The organism is Deinococcus betulae (assembly GCF_020166395.1).
Classification (GTDB): Bacteria; Deinococcota; Deinococci; order Deinococcales; family Deinococcaceae; genus Deinococcus; species Deinococcus betulae.
The window spans coordinates 1-15,603 of sequence record NZ_JAIQXU010000029.1 but is presented as its reverse complement, the minus strand read 5'-3'; the positions used below and the strand labels follow the sequence as shown (position 1 = coordinate 15,603).

Here is a 15,603-nt window from a genome sequence, read left to right as displayed (position 1 = left end):
GTCAGGGCAACACGAGCTTGACCAGATCCCACAGGACCAGCGCGACAATCGCCACGGCCAGCTGCAAGGCAAAGCGTTGCCACCGGGACAGCGGGAACCGCTCCAGCCAAGCGATGAAGGGCAGCAGCACAGCGAGGGCAAGCAGATTGCGCGGCCAGAAATCGGCGTCCATACCCCATTGTCGCTGAGCGCCCAAGAGCAGCAGCACTTAACCCAGTTGGAGGGCGTGATTCAAGGCGGCTGGCAAGGCTTCGTGACCGTGGGTGAAGCTCTGCTGACCATCCGGGACCAGCGCCTGTACCGCGCCGGGCACCGCACCTTCGGTGACTACTGCGAGCAGGTCTGGGGTTGGTCTCGCCAGCGCGCCCAGCAGCTGATGGACGCCGCCGAAACCACGCACACCCTGTCAACCATTGGTTTACATCCCGAGAACGAACGGCAGGCCCGTGACCTGAAAGAGGCCGCCAAAGTGATCGGGGAACTGGAGCCTGAGAAGGTCATCGCGGTGGCCCAGTACTTGAAGACGGCCACGGGTAGCGAGAAGCCCAGCACGAGTCAGGTCAAGGCGGCGGCAGAAGTGGCGGCCAGCATTGATGCGCACGCCACGGTGCAGCACCCCGACACGGGCGCTGAAGTGCCGCTGCACACCCTGACCGGCGAGCAGCGCGCAGCCGCCATCGCCGAGAACGTCACCACCGGCACGCATGAACGGCTGCAACGTCAGCAGCAGCACATCGAGGAGAGCAAGCTGCAGGCCAGGAGCAATGGGCGCGGCGGCTGGACGGATTGGGTCATGGATTACGTGGCCCAGCACCTCACGCCAACTCAGGAGCTGCGGATCGTCGGCAAGCAGGATGCGAGTGGGAATCCGAAGGTGCAGGCGCTGATCGTGGACACCGAGACGCACGCGACGGTGGCGTATGGGGAGCCGGCGGACTGGCTGAAGAAAGCCGTGCTGAACCTCGTGGAAGAGGTGAAGGGCTGATGGGTATCAAGTCCAAGCGCGTGGTGTTTACGTTCGATGACCGGAGCCTCAGAACCCTGAAGCAAATGACAGAGGAAGGCCAGTACGGCAGCCTCGCGGACACCGTGCGGGAAAGTCTCCAGATTACCCGTGCGCTGCACCTTCAGGCCCGGAAGGGGTTCACGGAGGTCCGTGTGCGCAATCCCAGCACTGGCCGGGAACGGGAAGTTGTGATTCCTCGCCTAGCCGTCATCGCTGGAGGTGAGGGTTGATGGCCACCAAGTACCGCTGGCTGACGGTGGGTGAGGCCTATCGGTACGGCCCGAAGCTGGGCAAGGGTGACGACAGCCGGCGCGGCACCAGTTGCACTGTGGTGACCGTGCCCCGGCCCGGCGTGATCGGCAACGTGCTGGTGGAATGGCCAGACGGACACACCGCCATCGTGCCCAGCGGTGTTCTGCGGAAGGTGACGGCGTGAACCCCTTCCCGACCCGACAGGCAGCGGAGACCTATCTGGCCCGCATTCCTGACCTGGCCCTGCGCGAAGCCACGCGGGCGAAGCTGGGCCTGGAAGCAGAAGGGCTGAAAAGTAGTCCACCCGTTGCCCACGTCCCAGCGCAAGAAAAACAGGTTAATGGACTAGTTCAGTCGCAGGTGTCCAAAACTAGTCCACCTCCGCTGCTCTCACAAACTGCGCAAAACCCGGCTTTGAGTCAAGCAATACGCACGTTTGAGTCAGCGCGAACACCCCAAATCAGCCCTGCGGATTCTGTTCTGACCTTCACGCTGCCCTTCCCACCGTCCCTCAACAGCATCTGGCGCGCGGCCTTGGTGCCCTGCAAGCCGAAGAAGCCCGGTGCGCCACCCTGGGCCGCCCGCATCCTGCTGAGCTTGGAAGGGCGGAAGTACCGCCGCGCCGTGCGGGACGTGATCCGCGCCCTGAACAGCCCCACCACGCCGCCCGGCGCCCGTCTCGCGCTGCACCTCCATGCCTGCGTGCCAGATCGCCGCGCCCGTGACCTCAGCAACCTGCCCAAAGCGCTGGAAGACGCCCTGACGCACGCCGGGGTCTGGGCGGATGACTCGCTGATCGACGAGTTACGTGTGACGCGCGGGCCGGTGGTGCCCGGCGGCCAGGTGCAGGTCACCATCACGCCCCTCACCAGCACCCTGTTTGGAGGCCCGCCGTGAGACAGCCCACACGTTCTGAAGGCCCGCCCACTCGCGTCAATTCGGCGTCCCCTGCCCACGCGGCGCACACCGTCCTAGTCCAGCGTCTGAAGGCTCAGGGTCACAAGGTCGCCACCGTGGATGCCGCCATCGCACGCGGCCTGCTGACCGAGCTGGATTGGTGTGAGGAATTGAACCGCCAGCGCGATCTCCCCAGCGTTGGCCAGAGGCAGTCATGACCAGCAAACGCCAGCAGGAGCGCGAGTACCGCCAGGCTTTGGAACGCACCGATGATCCTGTGCTCCGGGGGCGCATCACCGCCCGGTATCAGCGCGCCCGGCGCGGCTGGCTGCGCATCCGGGACACCACCCCCCATTACGTCTACAACCTCGGCCTGCTGAGCGTGACGAAGAGCAGCGGGACGCCACAGCACCACACCGACCACCCGCCCGTGATCCGCCGGCCGCGCCTGGCCAGACGAGGTGCCGCGTGAAAGTCCCACCGCCCCGCAAGCCTCACCACAGGAGCCAGCACCGATGACCCTCACCCTGCCCGCCGAGGTGCCCATGTCCCAACAGCCCCGCACGAAGCGCCCCATCAGCGTCAACCGGGGCCAGGCTCAGGTGCGGCGCCTCACCGCCCTGCGCACCGAACACCGCGAGGCCCGCCTGTACGCCCAGCAGTGGTACGCCGCCCTGCGCGTCTGGGCCGTGCATTACCCCACCGTGCTGCCCAAGATCAGTTACGCCGCCTTCCGGGAGCAGGGCCACTTTGACGCCCTGACGATGGGCGATGGTGGCCCACCCCAGAAGACCTTCCTGCGCACGCCCGCCGGCGAGATCAGCGAGGTGGAGATCGGCCAGGTCATCACAGACATGACCCTGAGCGCGGTGCCGGAGACCGTGCAGCTGGGCCGGATGCTGGACCGCCTGCGCCGTCACGACAACAGCTGCATGGAGAGCTTGCTGAGAGGCACCAGCTGGTCACAGAACCGGGAGAGCGCTGTCCGGTATGCCATAGCCGTGCTTACCCTCGCGGTGCGTTTGGGCGATGTCCATGCGGAACGTCCGCTTCGCATCGTTCAGGCCGAGCTTTTCGGGTGACCAGTTGTGAATTCTGTCTGAAACAGTTAGCATTTTGCTAAGTTCCACGAAACGTCAATATCAGCCGCCCGCCTGGGCGGTTTTTCGTTGGAACTCCCTAGAAAGATTCGCGTGAGTACGAGACGTCTACCTTGTTCACATGCGTCAACTCTTGGTTGCGGCTGTCGTTCTCTTCGGTATGGCCCAGGCTCAAACTATTCCCAACATGCAGCCAGCCAGCCCGGCGCAGCAGAAAGCCATCAGTCGCAATGCAAAAGCCTTTACGGGTGGAACCTGCACCCATTACGGCTACACACTCAAGGAACTGCCCACTTGGGCCACTGAAGCGCAGCGTGTTCAAGCCACGACTTTCGCAGTCAACTATGTGCTCGACGTCTACCTTCAGAGCGGAATTACGCCTACCAAACTGCGCCGGGCTACTGATGGAGGCGCAGAGATTTACCTTGCTGCTGATCACTCATACATGCAGATCGTGAATGTGAATGCCAGCGGCAAGCGGTACACAGCGACATTCGGCTGTGTCCTGAAGTGAACCTGACCTGATGAGCCCCCGCTCCCTGCGGGGGTTTTTGCTGGAATGATTCGCGCCAGCACCCGTGTGACCGACGCACGGCCAAAGACGATCCCCAGCCGCACTGCCGTGGAATGCGTGCGGCTGGGTACTTCTGGAAGCGTGAACGAATTGGCAGAGTTGGCTTTGAGTGGGCCTGATCAGCCCTGCGGTCTCATCGCTTGCCCGCAAGGGCGTGCAGGTTCAAGTCCTGCCGCTTCCACCAGACAGCTTAAGCGCGCTCCCCTTACCCTGAGACATGGCCACGCTGACCCTGCACCTGACCGACGACACCACGCACACGTTCACCGGCTCTGACGAGTGGGTCACGACAGCCGCGCAGAAAGCCCGCGACGTGCAGGGCCACCACAACCGCATGTTCTGGTTCACCGACGTGGCGGTGAAGCCCACAGGGTTCAGTGTGTCGGGGGTGCTGATTCAGTCGGTGACCGCAGACTTGGACAGCTGAGCCTCACCCAACAACACACCTCGCCCGAGTGAAGGCGGAGAGGGCCGCCCCACTGCTGAGGTGGGGCTTTTTCATACCCCTAAGGAGGTGACCTATGGCATCCCCCAAACGAGACAACGCCAAAGCAGCCCGCGCGCTGGTGGACGCCGCCCTCCGAGGGGACGCGCAAGCTTGCGAACACCACGGAATTGCGATCAGGACGCTGCAAAACTACCGCAAGCTGCTCGAAACCGATGACGAGCTTGCGCGGTTCTACGCAGAGCTTTCGCGCACCGTCACCACCCAGAACTGGGCCAATGAACTGAACCTCACCCTGACCGTGGCCATCCGCAAGCAGGGCGAGATGATCCGGGGCATTGAGGGTGGGAACGCTGAGACCATCAGCGCGGTGACCGGCGCCATCAAGGCGCTGAGCGAGATTGCCATTACCCGGGACGTGCTGGGGCAGGGGGTGGACGATGCTGGAGATGGTGACGCGGATTAAAGCCACCCAGAAGCGCGTCGCCCGTATCACCCCCAGGGCACCGAAAGCCCGCACCGGCCTGTCCCGCCGGCAGACCTGGCTCGCCACCGCCCGCCTGAACCAGCTGCCGCCTGCTGGTGATTGGTTCGTGTGGCTCATCCTCGCCGGCCGTGGGTTCGGCAAGACTCGCACGGGTGCCGAGACCATTGCCCAGTGGGCCAGGGAGACGCCGCGGGGCCGCTTCGCCCTGGTGGCTCAGACCGCAGCGGATGCTCGGGATGTGATGGTCGAAGGGGTGTCCGGTCTGCTCAGCGTGCTGGACGAAAGTGAGCTGCGGGGTGGCAGCATAGACACGGCTTGGAACCGGAGCATGGGGGAGCTGTACCTGCGCAACGGCGCGAAGTTCAAGTGTTTCAGCAGTGAGAAGGCCAGAAGCCTGCGCGGCCCCCAGCATCACGGTGCCTGGGGGGATGAGCCAGCGACGTGGAATGACGCCGACCAGGGCACCGCCGAGGACACCACGTGGAGCAACCTGCTGTTCGGGCTCCGCCTGGGGAAAGACCCCCGTGTGGTCTTGACCGGCACACCGCGCCCGGTGCGGCTCATCCGAGAACTCAAGAAGGGAGACACCACGGTCCTGACTGGTGGCAGCACCGCAGAGAATCTGGGCAACCTCTCGGAGAAGTTCAAGCGGAACGTCATCAGCAAGTACGAAGGGACACGCCTGGGCCGCCAGGAGCTTGAAGGCGAGTTGCTGGAAGACACGCCAGGGGCGCTGTGGAAATACGAGATGTTCAACCGCGAGGGCTTCCGCCTCAAGTTTGAGGATCTGCCGGACCTTGTGCGCATCGTGGTGGCGGTGGATCCACAGGCCAGCCAAAGCAGCGACAGTGCCGAGACCGGGATCATCGTGGCCGGCAAGGACGCGCATGGGAACGCCTACGTCATGGGCGACCTGTCCGGGAACTTCAGCCCGAGCGAGTGGGCACAGACGAGCATTGACGCCTACAAGTACCACCACGCCGACGCCATCGTGCCGGAGAAGAACAACGGCGGTGACATGGTGGCGCACACCATCAGCACCATTGATCGGCGGGTGAACGTGGTGCCGGTGTGGGCGAGTCGGGGCAAGCAGACGCGCGCTGAGCCGGTCAGTTCCTTGTACGTCCAGAAGAAGGTCTTTCACGTGGGTGTCTTCCCAGACCTGGAAGGGCAGATGACCACCTGGGTGCCGGGCGAGAAGTCACCTGACCGTATGGACGCGCTGGTGTGGGCCTTGACCGAGTTGATGCTGGAAGAAGAAATCGAACCAGTGCCGGAAGAAACCGGCTCGTATGGCTGGTCCGGCTGGACGGGCTAAAGGAGGTGAAGCATGAAGTACCTGACCCTGAACCTGCTCACGGCCACTCTGGGCGAGCTGCGTGACGCCGCCAAGATTGGCCTGAGTGCTACTGCCCAGCAGGCTCGCTATATGGACCACGGCCATCACCTGGGCGAGCCTATCGGCGCCGGTGAGCAGAACTTTGCCTACTGGCGTGGCCCGATGGTGCGTGTTCCAGATGAAGGCACCGAAGCCGACAAACGCCGCGCGCAGGGCATGGTGAATGAGTTCCAAACCGCTCTGCGCCGCAGCTTCACCAGCACGAACACGGTCAAAGAAGTCCTGACCCGTGATGTGTTCAGCAGCAGTGCCCGCATCAGCTGGAACCTGGCGCAGCTGGGCGCTACCCGCCAACAGGACGACAGCCGCACCGCCCTCGAACAGGAAGCAGACGCCCTGGTGAGTGGCTGGTGGAATGCCCTGATCGAGCGCACCATCCGTGAAGGGCTGCGGTTTGCTCGCCGGGAAAGTCGCGGCGTTCTGCGCTTCCGGGTGGCGGGTGGTCTACTCGTGGCGGGCCAAGACGGAAAGGCGCAGGTGCGTGCGGGCCTAGACTTGCCCGGCATCGCCCGGTATGTCCGGCTGGAATGCCTGGGCCAGCCGGAACAGGTGCGGGTCTGGGAGCATCCCGACACCCTCACCCGCAGCGCGGTCTATGCCTACCAAGATGCTGAGGACCGCGAGTGCGCCGAGGTCAGCACGGTAGGCGACGACGGCCTAACCCAGCTGCGCGTGCTCAGAGGTGACATAGGCCCACCTGTCGGTGCCGCCCTGGACTTGGGCGGCCGGATTCACTACCTGGAACTCACTGCCCCGGCGCTGATCACGGCGCAGTTCCTGCAAAACCAGATGGCGTACAACACGGCCAGCACCATGATTCTGCGGAACACGGAGCTGGCCGGATTCCTGGAACGCTACGGCATCAACGTGGAACCCCCGTTCGAGGTGGTACCTGATCCAGAGAAGCCGGGGCAGACCAAGCGGGTCTACAAGGCCCCCCGGCCCGGTGCAGGCAGCATGGTGCTCTGGCGCCAAGCCACCTACCGCAAGGCGGATGCGGCGGGGAAATATCAGGGTGACGAGCCACTGGGCAAAGCGGAGTACGGGCGCTTTGAGCCGGTCAGCCCGGCGGCCCTGATCAGTGCGACGGAGCACAGCCAGCTGAACATGTACAGCGAGGCCGGCCAGAGTTTCGTGCTGATGGGCAAGGACGCCACCGCGAGCGGGCGCAGCCGGGAAGTGGCCATTGCAGATTTCGACGTGGCCCGTGAACCCACCGTGGCCCTGGCCGAAAGCACGGTGCGCGAGGTGATCGAAACCTTTCTGGCCCTGGTGGCGGCGCTGGCCAATCAGCCGGGCCATTTCGCTTCCTTGCAGGTGGAAGGCCTGGTGCGGCCCCGCGTGGTGCCCCCCAGCCCCGAGGAACGCCGCGCAGACCGTGAGGACGTGGCCGCTGGCCTGATCAGCAAAGCGCGGGCCCGCCAACGGCAGGGGATTGACGACCCCCGCCAGGAAGACGCCCAGATCGAGCGGGAGAAGCCACAGGAACACCAGGTGAAATCGTGAAGAAGGCTGCCCCGATCAAATTGAAGGCCGGCGCGCTGGTGCTGGTCCGCTGGGAAGACAGCGCCACCGAAGTGGCCAGCACCGACTGGCTACCGGCCAAGAAACTGCGGGACGCCCTGCGCTCGAACACCCCCGTCGCGCTGTGCTTCTCGTCTGGCTTCGTGGTGGCCACCAACCGGCGCTGCATCTCCCTGGCCCAGAGCGTGTCTGAGGGTGGCAGCGTCTGCCATGTCCTGCACATTCCCTGGTCCGCGGTGCGCTGGTTGAAGCATCTGAAGGAACCGAAGGGCAAGGTCAAGCCGTGATCCTGCATCATCGTCAGCAGAGCGGCCTCGTGGGCTGCCTGTACCACTCGCTCTACGCCCTGACCGGGGATGAAGCGCAGTTGGCCCACGTGGAAGATGTCAGTGACGCCCGATTTGCGGTGCGCCTGGCTGGTCAGGGCCTCATGGCCTTCCCGCTCTGGGTGACACCGTCAGACGGGCCCGTGACAGAGACCTCCTTCTGGACTGCGCTCCGCGACCGCTTCACCCGTGACAACGTGGTGGGCGCCTCGCACGCGCCGCTGCTGGTGGCGATTCCGGGCACGGGGCCGCCCATGCTGCATTCGGTGGCGCTGGCCCTGCCCATCACACCCACCGAAGAGACCGTGCAGGTCTCTGACTCGAATTTCGACACGCCGCTCACCTTCAGCTGGGCGGCGTTCCTGCTGTCCGACTACAGCCGCGCCCACCGCGTCGAGATGCTGGCGCCGCTGGAGCTGGACGCCTACCCACCTGATCTTCGCCCCCTTGGAGGGACACCATGAAACGGAATCTACTGACCCTGACCGCCCTGCTGCTGAGCCACACCGTCGCTATTCGTGGGGAGGGTGACCCACCCGCCAACGACGGCCGCTTAACCGAAGAGGAGTGGCAGGCACGCAACGAAGCTGCTCATGCAAAGTCCAGCCATGCGGATCTGGTGAAGCGCGTGACCACCCTGGAACGCCAGAACGAAACGCTCAAGGCCAATCAGGTGCCCAAAGACGCCCGCGTGCTCACGGCTGATGAAGCGAAGGCCTACGACGCCTACGTGGCTCTGGGCAAACCCGACGAGGTGAAAACCAAGCTGGACCAGGGGGCAAAAGACAGTACCGAACTGACTGATCGGCGCTTCAAGGACACCCTGGCCACGGCCGCCACCGACGCTGGCTTCAAGCCCACCGTGCTGGGCGACCGTATCAAGGCCGATGGCCTGACCGTGCTGCCCAGCCGCGAGGTCGAGCGCGAAGGCAAGAAGGTGCAGGTGGCCTACGTGAAAGACGCCCAGGGCGCGGAGCATGAACTGGCCGCCTACGCCAAACAGCACTGGAACGACTACCTGCCCGCCTTGCAGGTCAGTGCGTCTGGTGACGGATCTGGCTCTGGGGCCAGTTATGCCCGTCAGGACGCTGGCAGCAGCGCGGGTTCGTCGGGTGATCAGGGCGGCAGTTCTGGTGGGTCCGGGTGGCTCACGGATGCCCTGAAATCCACGCAAGGAGGTGCCTACGTCGATCCCCTGCAACCGGGCGCGGCGGCCAAGTAAGCGAGGCCTCACGGACATCCCGCCCCTATTCCAGTGGCCTCTCTGGCCCTGAAAGGACGTTCCCCATGAAGAAACTCCTGACCCTCACGGCGCTGCTGCTGGGCAGCGCCGCTGCTGTTGCCCTGCGGGGCGAGAAGCGCACCATCGGTATGCCGCAGTGGATTGCCGATTACTCGTCCCTGAACTTCCACGGCGCCGGCGCCCCGATGAACTGGGCGGCCTGGACCGACGCCAAGTACGGCACCGCTGGCCGTCGCCTGATTCCCAGCGGCACGGCTGTCAGCCTGGTCAGCGGCAAGATCGTGCCGGCGGACGGGTCGCTGGACACCCTGCTGCTGTTCAGTGACGCCCGCGAGGACGCCCCCACCGACAGCCCCAGTGGCTACGGCCTGGTGACAGCCGGAAACGTGTACGAGGCCCAGCTCCCTGATAGCACCGGCGCGCCCGCCGTGCTGGCCACGGCCGTGCGGACCAAGGCCGCGCGGTTCTACCTGCAGCAGTAAGTCACCTAGCCCTTCGCCCTCTTTCCCCTGCCTCTAAGGAGAGTCATGAAGCACACCCCGATGTATTGGCTGGCCGCTACGCTGCTGTCCGCCGCCCTGGGTCCGCGCGGCGACGCCCTGACCGTTCAGGCCATCCTGAGCACCCTCACCCCTCAGGACTTCTTCACCCTGGCCAATCAACCCGTGCCGGAAAGCGAGTACCCGCTGCTGGCCATCCTGCCTGAAGAGCTGCGGGCCAGCTATGAGGCCAAGAGCGGCACCATGAAGGTCATCACCACGCCCGCCGGCGAAACCGGGATGGACAGCCCTTACACCCCAGTGGGCGGCATGGAGATCGACGCCTTCAGCCGGCCCATTGCGAAGTGGACGGCCGAAACCGTCATGACCGAACAGCAGCAACGCGAGTTGCAGCAGATGGTCCTGAACATTCGCGGCGGGGTCATCGCGGGCAACGGCCTGACCTACATTCGCAACTTCGTGGTGAACTGGCTGAACAAGGTCATCCGCCAGAGCTTCACCGACCGCTACGAACTGATGCGCGGCGAAGCCCTAACCACCGGCCAGCTGGTGCTGCGCGGCGGCACGGTGGACTACGGCGTGCCCAGCGCGAATAAGTTCGCTTCCCGTACAGGGAATGACGCCTATGGCGGTTCGGCCAGCAAGTTCTGGACAGATATGCGCCGCGCTGACGCCATCGTGGGCACCACGCGCAGCCGCATCATGTCTATGAACACGCTGCACCAGATTCTGGACAGCCAGGCTGACCGGGTGGCCGTAACGAGCGAGACCACCAGCGCGGGCGGCAACATCAAGATCGTGACCTTGCGCCGCCTGATCGGTTCGGCGCAGACGCTGAGCAACGATGTGCGCGAGGGCTACACCCTGGTGGGCTACCGCCGCACGGTGAAGATCAAGGTGGGCAAAACCTACGCCGATCAGCAGGTGTTGCCGGACGGCAAGATCGCGGTGGTGGGCGGCAACGACGTGATGGTGACCATGCAGGACGGCACGGTGCTGACCCGGCCGGGTCTGGGCCGCACTCACATCGGCCCCACGGTGGAGGGCGATGGCCGGCCCGGCATCTGGCTGAACGCCTACACCCCCCAGGGCCGCCCGATGCACGCCGTGGCCCAGGGCGCCAGTAACGGGCTGGTGGTCTACGACGCGCCAGAGCGGCTGGTCATCCTGACCACCGCGATGCTGTAAGCGCGGGCCTTCAACTCCACTCACCCTGAGGTGACCTCGTGAAAATGATCAAAGTAAAGCGGATGCCGCAAACGGTGCAGTTTGACGGCAAGACCTACGGCCCTTCTGAAGGGCCGATTTCCATTCCTGAAGAGCTGGCAGCAGCTCTTGGCCTGGCCCCAGAAGACGGGGGCGAGGTGCAGGAAGCGGAAGTTGGGCCAGGCAGCAGTGCGGATGACCTGCGCGCCGCCCAGACCCTGAACGGGCAGTTGCAAGGGAACCTGGACAGCCTGTTGAGTCAGCTCAAGCCTCTGGCGCAGGAAGGCGAGACCCCTGACGCCGTGCTGAGCCGTCTGCTGGACGAACATCAGGATCAGGCCGAGCGCCTGGAACGCGGCGGCAAGATCTGGCTCAAGAGCGAGGAGCGCGCCAAAACGGCTGAAACCCGCGTGACGGAGCTGGAAGGCCGTCAGATGCTGCCGACTGACGCGCGTGAGCGGTTGGTGGCTCTCCCCAAGATCGGAGAGGCACTGGCTGACAGCATCCTCACGGCTTTGCAGGCGAAGTAAGCGCCCCAATCATAGACAGGAGGTGATCAGCCGTGGCGCTGACCCAGGACCAGCAGGACGAACTTGAAGAGCTGGTTGGCCCTGCGGCCTGGGCTTACCACCAGGCGCTGCCGGCAGACCAGCGGGTGAATGTGGAGCGCGCCTTTCGTGTCCGGCAGAGCATTGCGCTCGTGGCCGCTGCGGTGCTGGAAGCGGCGTGCACAGCCGCGCGGCGGGCTGGCGCGACTGTCGCGGCGGCTGTGAAGGGGGTGAAGATTGGCAAGGTCGAGGTGCAACTGGCGGCCAGCCAGAGTGGAGGCGCGCAATCTGGTGATGCGGATGCCTGGTGTGCGCTGGCCGCTGACCTACGGGCCCAGGTTCAGGCTGATCGGCGCGAAGCCCAGCAGCAGGGCAGCATGAGCTTGGACGTGGAGGTGAGTTTTTGATCACCACGGCAGACCTCCAGAGCGTCACCCGCCCGATTCTGGATCAGGTGTTTCCTGCCCTGGGCCAGACCCTGCACGTGTTCAGGGCTCAGGCCGCCACGTCTGACCCTGGCGAGCAGCCTCTGCCGGAATACGACGAGCGCGGGGAGCTGGTCACACCGCTGCCGACCAACCCCACCCCCACCACACCTGGCGCCGGCACGTCTTTGGGCGAGTTCCCCTGCATTGCCTACCAGCTGGACGCCAAGGACAAAGCCGACCTGGGCGCCGATATGGCGGTGCCGCTCTGGGAGGTCGTGGCGCACTGGTCTGCGCCGCTGCATGATCCCGGCCTGCTGTTCGAGGTGTTCGGCGGCGAGCTGCCCAAACCGCTGCTGCTGACCCCACTCGGGGACATCGTGGATGAAGGCACGCAGCGCCTGTGCTGGACGTTCACCGCCCGTGCGCCAGAAGGCCGGTCAGCATGACCGTCCTGCGGCTTCACCCGGACGTGGAAGAGCGGCTGCGGCGGCATCTTCAGCCCGCCCTCGAAGTCATCGCGGACACCACGCTCGTCTTTCTCCGCGAGAAGCTGAATCAAGCGGGCAGCGGCATCCATCACCCTGGGCTGCCCAACCCCAGCAGCAACCCCGGGGAGTACCCAGCCAAGCAAGGCGGCGCGTTGCTGGCCTGCCTGGGGAAGGAACAGGGGGCCGGTGGCTGGGTTGTCGGTGCCTTGAACAGCGTGGCGCCGGTGCCGCCGGAAGCCTGGGCCCTGGAGTTTCCGATACCACCCAACAGCCCCATCAGCCGCGCCACCGGGTACGGCGCCCGGCCCTGGCTCAGTAAAGTGGCCAGTGACACAGAACTGGTGCAGCGCATCCGGGTCGCGCTGGCGGCCTTGCAGTAGAAATCCACGCTCTGGAGGTGTTCTTCCTGCCCACTCTGACCCGAACAGCCGGGCCGGTCCTGCCCGCTGATCCTCAAAAGGCCCATGCCTTTTTCAGGGAACTGTCCGCGCTGTGCACCCAGCACGGCTTCATCCTGGGCCGCGCGGTCTGGGCCGCACCGGAGCGCGCCATTGCTCACTTTGAGGTGCAGATCATCGCACCGACCACGGAGTTTGCTGATGACCCTGGATCAACTTCTTGACAGTCTAGGGGTGCGGCTGGCCCGCGATGACACCGGCGCGGTGGCTAGTCACATGGTGCCCAACCCCTTGCCCGAACCCGGCACCATCTACGCCGTGACCAGCGAGACCGAAGGCGCCCCGGTTCAGGGCCACGGCTTTCAAGAGCGGCAGCGCCTGGTGCTGGTCATGCTCTACGGCGCGGCCCCGAATGCGGCTGGCAAACGCACGCTGGACCTTCTGCTGGCCCATCTGAAAGCCCGTGCGGGCGAGGTGGACCGGCACCCGACTCTTCGCCTGCGGCACGGCGGCGCCTCACCGGCCGACACCATGCCCACTCGATTCGATAGAGATACGCGCACCCATTACGCCGGGCAGCGCTTCGCCCTCACCTACGTGCACAGCACGTAGCAAAGGAGTTCTGACATGAGCAACGTTGCCAATCTGCCTACCGCCGTACCCGCTGACAACACGCCGAAGACCTACAGCGGCACCAAGCTCCGCGCCTTCATCCTCACGGGCGGCACGACACTCGTCACCGCTGCGGTGCTGACGGCGGCCAGCAACATTTCCAGCGCGGCCACCACGGCTAGCCTCACGGCGGCCAGCGCCACCTTCGTGCCCGCCGGCAGTGTGCTGGTGTTCGGCACCACGCCCCTGGTCACGACGGCGGACATCACGGTGGCAACCACAGCGACCAGTGTGGCCATTCAGGCCGCCCCGGCGGCGGTGGCCAGCGGCGCGACAGCGAACTTCAGCAATCTGCTGGAGATTCCACTGGCTGAGGAACTCAGCCCCACGCTGAGCAGCATGGAAGAGAGCATCAACGTGCACGGGCGCATCACCCCGATTCGCACCACCAACGGTATCGATTTCACGGCCAACATCCGCACGCTGGCGGCCATTGACGACCCCGTGGTGCGGCGCCTGACCGCGAAGGGGATGAGCATCAGCCCGAACAACCGGGAGCGCATTGTGTACCTGTACGATGACGGCTTTGCCCTGCTGGCCACGGTGAACATCGGGGCGCCCAACCGTCAGGCGGGGCCGAACCAGACCCAGCGGGCCCAGTTTGCGGCCAACCTGAGCGGCACCCTGGCTTGGAGCGACACCAACGCAACGACTCCGACTTGGACCACCGTCAATCTGTAAGCCCTGACCCTGGGAGGTGAGTCATGCAGATACCACTGATCGTTTTAGGAGAGCGTGGCCGCCTCCCACAGCTGAGCCTGCTGGGCTGCACCGTGCACCCCGACCGCATTGAGGCCCAGGGGTACATCCTGCATGCACCCCTCAAGCGCGGGAAGACGCTGGCCCGCATGCAGAAGGCCGCGCATGGCTGGGGGGTGCCGAGAGGTGCCCTGCAAGCCCGCGCACCCCGCCTGATGCCACCTGAGGGGCAGGCAGGAGCTGTGAGCATTCATGCCGGGCTGACGCTTCCCATCACAAGGCAGGGAACCTGATGGACCAACACGAGAAACACCAATTGCGGGTCGCTGCCCCAGAGGCGGCCCTTGGGGAACCCAACCCCGACTACGCTGACCCATTTGGCCCGATTCTGGTGCCGTACCTGTCCCCCAGCTGGCGAGAAATCGCCATCGTGGGGCATTTGCACGAGATGGAGTTGCCCGACCAGGCGCGGGCCATTTATGGCCTGATTCAGCGCCGGCTACCGGACCTGACTCCGGCTGAGTTTGAGGATTTGACCGGCCCGGAGCATTTCCAGGCTTGGTGGGTGGCCATACGGGCACCCCAGAAGGACGGCGATAGCGGCCCCCCTTCGACTGGGCGGGGGCGCTCGGCACCCTCGCCCTGGTCAGTCCTGCTGCCGACTGGTATGACGCCCCACTTGACCGAATTCAGCATGCGCTCGGGGCCTACACCAACGCGGAACAGCGGCAGTGGCAACGCCAGGTCTGGGCGGGCGCGATTGCCTGGGGTGCGGAAGCGCCGAAGGATCTGAACAGCCGCATCCTGCCGGACTTTAGGGATCGGACCCGGCCTGCTGTTCCGGCGGCCGTGCCGTATCCCGTGCCGGCTGGGGTGGCGGCGGGCTTGGCTGAGGCCATGCAACTGGGTCTGCTGAGTGGCCCGGTGTGGACCCAGTGGGCGGCGGCGAGAGACGGGCGGCCCCTGCTCAAGATCTGGGAAGGTCTACATGCTGCTCTGCAACCGAGCGAGCAGCAATATTCACGTCCCTGAGACCGCAAGTGTCACAAACCACTGACAGAATTTTCTTCATCTGACACGCGCAGCGGCGGCTGACAGGAATCAGTAAGAGTTTTGTTATTGAAACAAATTTAACTTTAACTTAGTCACATCAGCGGGTCATTTTTCTCTTACTTTGACCAGATTCGCCGACACCGACGCGCATTTTTTCGCTCACAGTGCCGGTCGATGGTGGTACACCCATTGTCGGAAACTTCATATTCACTTCATACAGTAAAGTTCACAGGTCTGCGATTTTCGTCGCCGTGTCACAGGCGTCTTACTCAGATGAGTCGGCGCTTCAGGAGATTTCATGAAGAAAGTTGTTGCTGCTGTTCTGTCCGCTGCCCTTGTCGCTTCCACCGCCGTTGCT

The 15,603-nt window shown here is 64.7% G+C and carries 27 protein-coding genes and 1 tRNA gene; 27 read left to right on the top strand and 1 reads right to left on the bottom strand.

From position 1 onward, the window contains the following. Position 1: 1 nt before the first annotated feature. Positions 2 to 172 carry a hypothetical protein gene (locus K7W42_RS18055; RefSeq protein WP_224576377.1) on the bottom strand — a complete coding sequence of 57 codons (171 nt, stop codon included), beginning with the start codon at positions 170 to 172 and terminating at the stop codon, positions 2 to 4. A gap of 54 nt (positions 173 to 226) precedes the next feature. On the opposite strand from K7W42_RS18055, the gene K7W42_RS18050 reads away from it, so the two are divergent. The 27 genes from K7W42_RS18050 (at position 227) to K7W42_RS17920 (ending at position 15,224) form a co-directional block, all read left to right on the top strand. Continuing rightward, positions 227 to 985 carry a hypothetical protein gene (locus K7W42_RS18050; protein WP_224576376.1) on the top strand — a complete coding sequence of 253 codons (759 nt, stop codon included), beginning with the start codon at positions 227 to 229 and terminating at the stop codon, positions 983 to 985. Continuing rightward, entirely contained in the window at positions 985 to 1,236 is a 252-nt protein-coding gene (locus K7W42_RS18045; protein WP_224576375.1) for a hypothetical protein, read from the top strand. The genes K7W42_RS18050 and K7W42_RS18045 overlap by 1 nt, the downstream gene beginning before the upstream one ends. Continuing rightward, positions 1,236 to 1,442 carry a hypothetical protein gene (locus K7W42_RS18040; protein WP_224576374.1) on the top strand — a complete coding sequence of 69 codons (207 nt, stop codon included), beginning with the start codon at positions 1,236 to 1,238 and terminating at the stop codon, positions 1,440 to 1,442. The genes K7W42_RS18045 and K7W42_RS18040 overlap by 1 nt, the downstream gene beginning before the upstream one ends. Continuing rightward, a complete protein-coding gene (locus K7W42_RS18035) occupies positions 1,382 to 2,155 on the top strand; it encodes a RusA family crossover junction endodeoxyribonuclease (RefSeq protein ID WP_224576373.1) in 774 nt (257 codons plus the stop codon). The genes K7W42_RS18040 and K7W42_RS18035 overlap by 61 nt, the downstream gene beginning before the upstream one ends. Positions 2,156 to 2,369: 214 nt before the next feature. Continuing rightward, positions 2,370 to 2,627, top strand: coding sequence for a hypothetical protein (locus K7W42_RS18030; RefSeq protein WP_224576372.1), 258 nt, complete (start codon positions 2,370 to 2,372; stop codon positions 2,625 to 2,627). Between the two features lie 43 nt (positions 2,628 to 2,670). Then, complete coding sequence (locus K7W42_RS18025) at positions 2,671 to 3,237, top strand: hypothetical protein (RefSeq protein WP_224576371.1); 567 nt, start codon at positions 2,671 to 2,673, stop codon at positions 3,235 to 3,237. A 139-nt stretch (positions 3,238 to 3,376) separates the two neighbouring features. Further along, positions 3,377 to 3,769 carry a hypothetical protein gene (locus K7W42_RS18020; protein ID WP_224576370.1) on the top strand — a complete coding sequence of 131 codons (393 nt, stop codon included), beginning with the start codon at positions 3,377 to 3,379 and terminating at the stop codon, positions 3,767 to 3,769. A 135-nt stretch (positions 3,770 to 3,904) separates the two neighbouring features. Next, positions 3,905 to 4,013: transfer RNA gene (locus K7W42_RS18015), tRNA-OTHER, on the top strand. A gap of 33 nt (positions 4,014 to 4,046) precedes the next feature. Continuing rightward, positions 4,047 to 4,256: a hypothetical protein gene (locus tag K7W42_RS18010; protein ID WP_224576368.1), complete on the top strand. Its 210-nt coding sequence runs from the start codon at positions 4,047 to 4,049 to the stop codon at positions 4,254 to 4,256. A 94-nt stretch (positions 4,257 to 4,350) separates the two neighbouring features. Beyond that, positions 4,351 to 4,740: a hypothetical protein gene (locus K7W42_RS18005; protein ID WP_224576367.1), complete on the top strand. Its 390-nt coding sequence runs from the start codon at positions 4,351 to 4,353 to the stop codon at positions 4,738 to 4,740. Next, the gene (locus K7W42_RS18000) at positions 4,715 to 6,079 is read left to right on the top strand and encodes a terminase large subunit domain-containing protein (RefSeq protein ID WP_224576365.1); all 1,365 of its coding nucleotides are present in this window, start codon (positions 4,715 to 4,717) and stop codon (positions 6,077 to 6,079) included. Before K7W42_RS18005 ends, K7W42_RS18000 begins: the two co-directional genes overlap by 26 nt. 12 nt (positions 6,080 to 6,091) lie before the next feature. Continuing rightward, positions 6,092 to 7,666, top strand: coding sequence for a hypothetical protein (locus K7W42_RS17995; protein ID WP_224576363.1), 1,575 nt, complete (start codon positions 6,092 to 6,094; stop codon positions 7,664 to 7,666). After that, positions 7,663 to 7,971: a hypothetical protein gene (locus tag K7W42_RS17990; protein ID WP_224576362.1), complete on the top strand. Its 309-nt coding sequence runs from the start codon at positions 7,663 to 7,665 to the stop codon at positions 7,969 to 7,971. Before K7W42_RS17995 ends, K7W42_RS17990 begins: the two co-directional genes overlap by 4 nt. Further along, positions 7,968 to 8,474 carry a hypothetical protein gene (locus K7W42_RS17985; RefSeq protein WP_224576360.1) on the top strand — a complete coding sequence of 169 codons (507 nt, stop codon included), beginning with the start codon at positions 7,968 to 7,970 and terminating at the stop codon, positions 8,472 to 8,474. Before K7W42_RS17990 ends, K7W42_RS17985 begins: the two co-directional genes overlap by 4 nt. Then, positions 8,471 to 9,232 (top strand): hypothetical protein, encoded by a 762-nt coding sequence (locus K7W42_RS17980; RefSeq protein WP_224576359.1) that lies wholly within the window; start codon positions 8,471 to 8,473, stop codon positions 9,230 to 9,232. The genes K7W42_RS17985 and K7W42_RS17980 overlap by 4 nt, the downstream gene beginning before the upstream one ends. Positions 9,233 to 9,297: 65 nt before the next feature. Continuing rightward, positions 9,298 to 9,735, top strand: coding sequence for a hypothetical protein (locus tag K7W42_RS17975; protein WP_224576357.1), 438 nt, complete (start codon positions 9,298 to 9,300; stop codon positions 9,733 to 9,735). 45 nt (positions 9,736 to 9,780) lie between these two features. Further along, positions 9,781 to 10,941, top strand: a complete 1,161-nt coding sequence (locus tag K7W42_RS17970) for a major capsid protein (protein ID WP_224576355.1) — start codon at positions 9,781 to 9,783, stop codon at positions 10,939 to 10,941. A 38-nt stretch (positions 10,942 to 10,979) separates the two neighbouring features. Next, positions 10,980 to 11,489, top strand: coding sequence for a hypothetical protein (locus K7W42_RS17965; RefSeq protein ID WP_224576353.1), 510 nt, complete (start codon positions 10,980 to 10,982; stop codon positions 11,487 to 11,489). A gap of 32 nt (positions 11,490 to 11,521) precedes the next feature. After that, positions 11,522 to 11,914 (top strand): hypothetical protein, encoded by a 393-nt coding sequence (locus K7W42_RS17960; protein ID WP_224576351.1) that lies wholly within the window; start codon positions 11,522 to 11,524, stop codon positions 11,912 to 11,914. After that, complete coding sequence (locus K7W42_RS17955; protein WP_224576349.1) at positions 11,911 to 12,381, top strand: hypothetical protein; 471 nt, start codon at positions 11,911 to 11,913, stop codon at positions 12,379 to 12,381. The genes K7W42_RS17960 and K7W42_RS17955 overlap by 4 nt, the downstream gene beginning before the upstream one ends. Continuing rightward, a complete protein-coding gene (locus tag K7W42_RS17950; protein WP_224576347.1) occupies positions 12,378 to 12,803 on the top strand; it encodes a hypothetical protein in 426 nt (141 codons plus the stop codon). The genes K7W42_RS17955 and K7W42_RS17950 overlap by 4 nt, the downstream gene beginning before the upstream one ends. A gap of 17 nt (positions 12,804 to 12,820) precedes the next feature. Continuing rightward, positions 12,821 to 13,045 (top strand): hypothetical protein, encoded by a 225-nt coding sequence (locus K7W42_RS17945; protein ID WP_224576345.1) that lies wholly within the window; start codon positions 12,821 to 12,823, stop codon positions 13,043 to 13,045. Beyond that, positions 13,023 to 13,433, top strand: coding sequence for a hypothetical protein (locus K7W42_RS17940; RefSeq protein ID WP_224576343.1), 411 nt, complete (start codon positions 13,023 to 13,025; stop codon positions 13,431 to 13,433). The genes K7W42_RS17945 and K7W42_RS17940 overlap by 23 nt, the downstream gene beginning before the upstream one ends. A gap of 15 nt (positions 13,434 to 13,448) precedes the next feature. Next, a complete protein-coding gene (locus K7W42_RS17935; RefSeq protein WP_224576341.1) occupies positions 13,449 to 14,174 on the top strand; it encodes a hypothetical protein in 726 nt (241 codons plus the stop codon). A 23-nt stretch (positions 14,175 to 14,197) separates the two neighbouring features. Beyond that, positions 14,198 to 14,485, top strand: a complete 288-nt coding sequence (locus K7W42_RS17930; RefSeq protein WP_224576339.1) for a hypothetical protein — start codon at positions 14,198 to 14,200, stop codon at positions 14,483 to 14,485. Continuing rightward, a complete protein-coding gene (locus K7W42_RS17925; RefSeq protein WP_224576337.1) occupies positions 14,485 to 14,985 on the top strand; it encodes a hypothetical protein in 501 nt (166 codons plus the stop codon). Before K7W42_RS17930 ends, K7W42_RS17925 begins: the two co-directional genes overlap by 1 nt. 56 nt (positions 14,986 to 15,041) lie before the next feature. Further along, positions 15,042 to 15,224 (top strand): hypothetical protein, encoded by a 183-nt coding sequence (locus K7W42_RS17920; RefSeq protein WP_224576335.1) that lies wholly within the window; start codon positions 15,042 to 15,044, stop codon positions 15,222 to 15,224. Positions 15,225 to 15,603 lie beyond the last annotated feature (379 nt).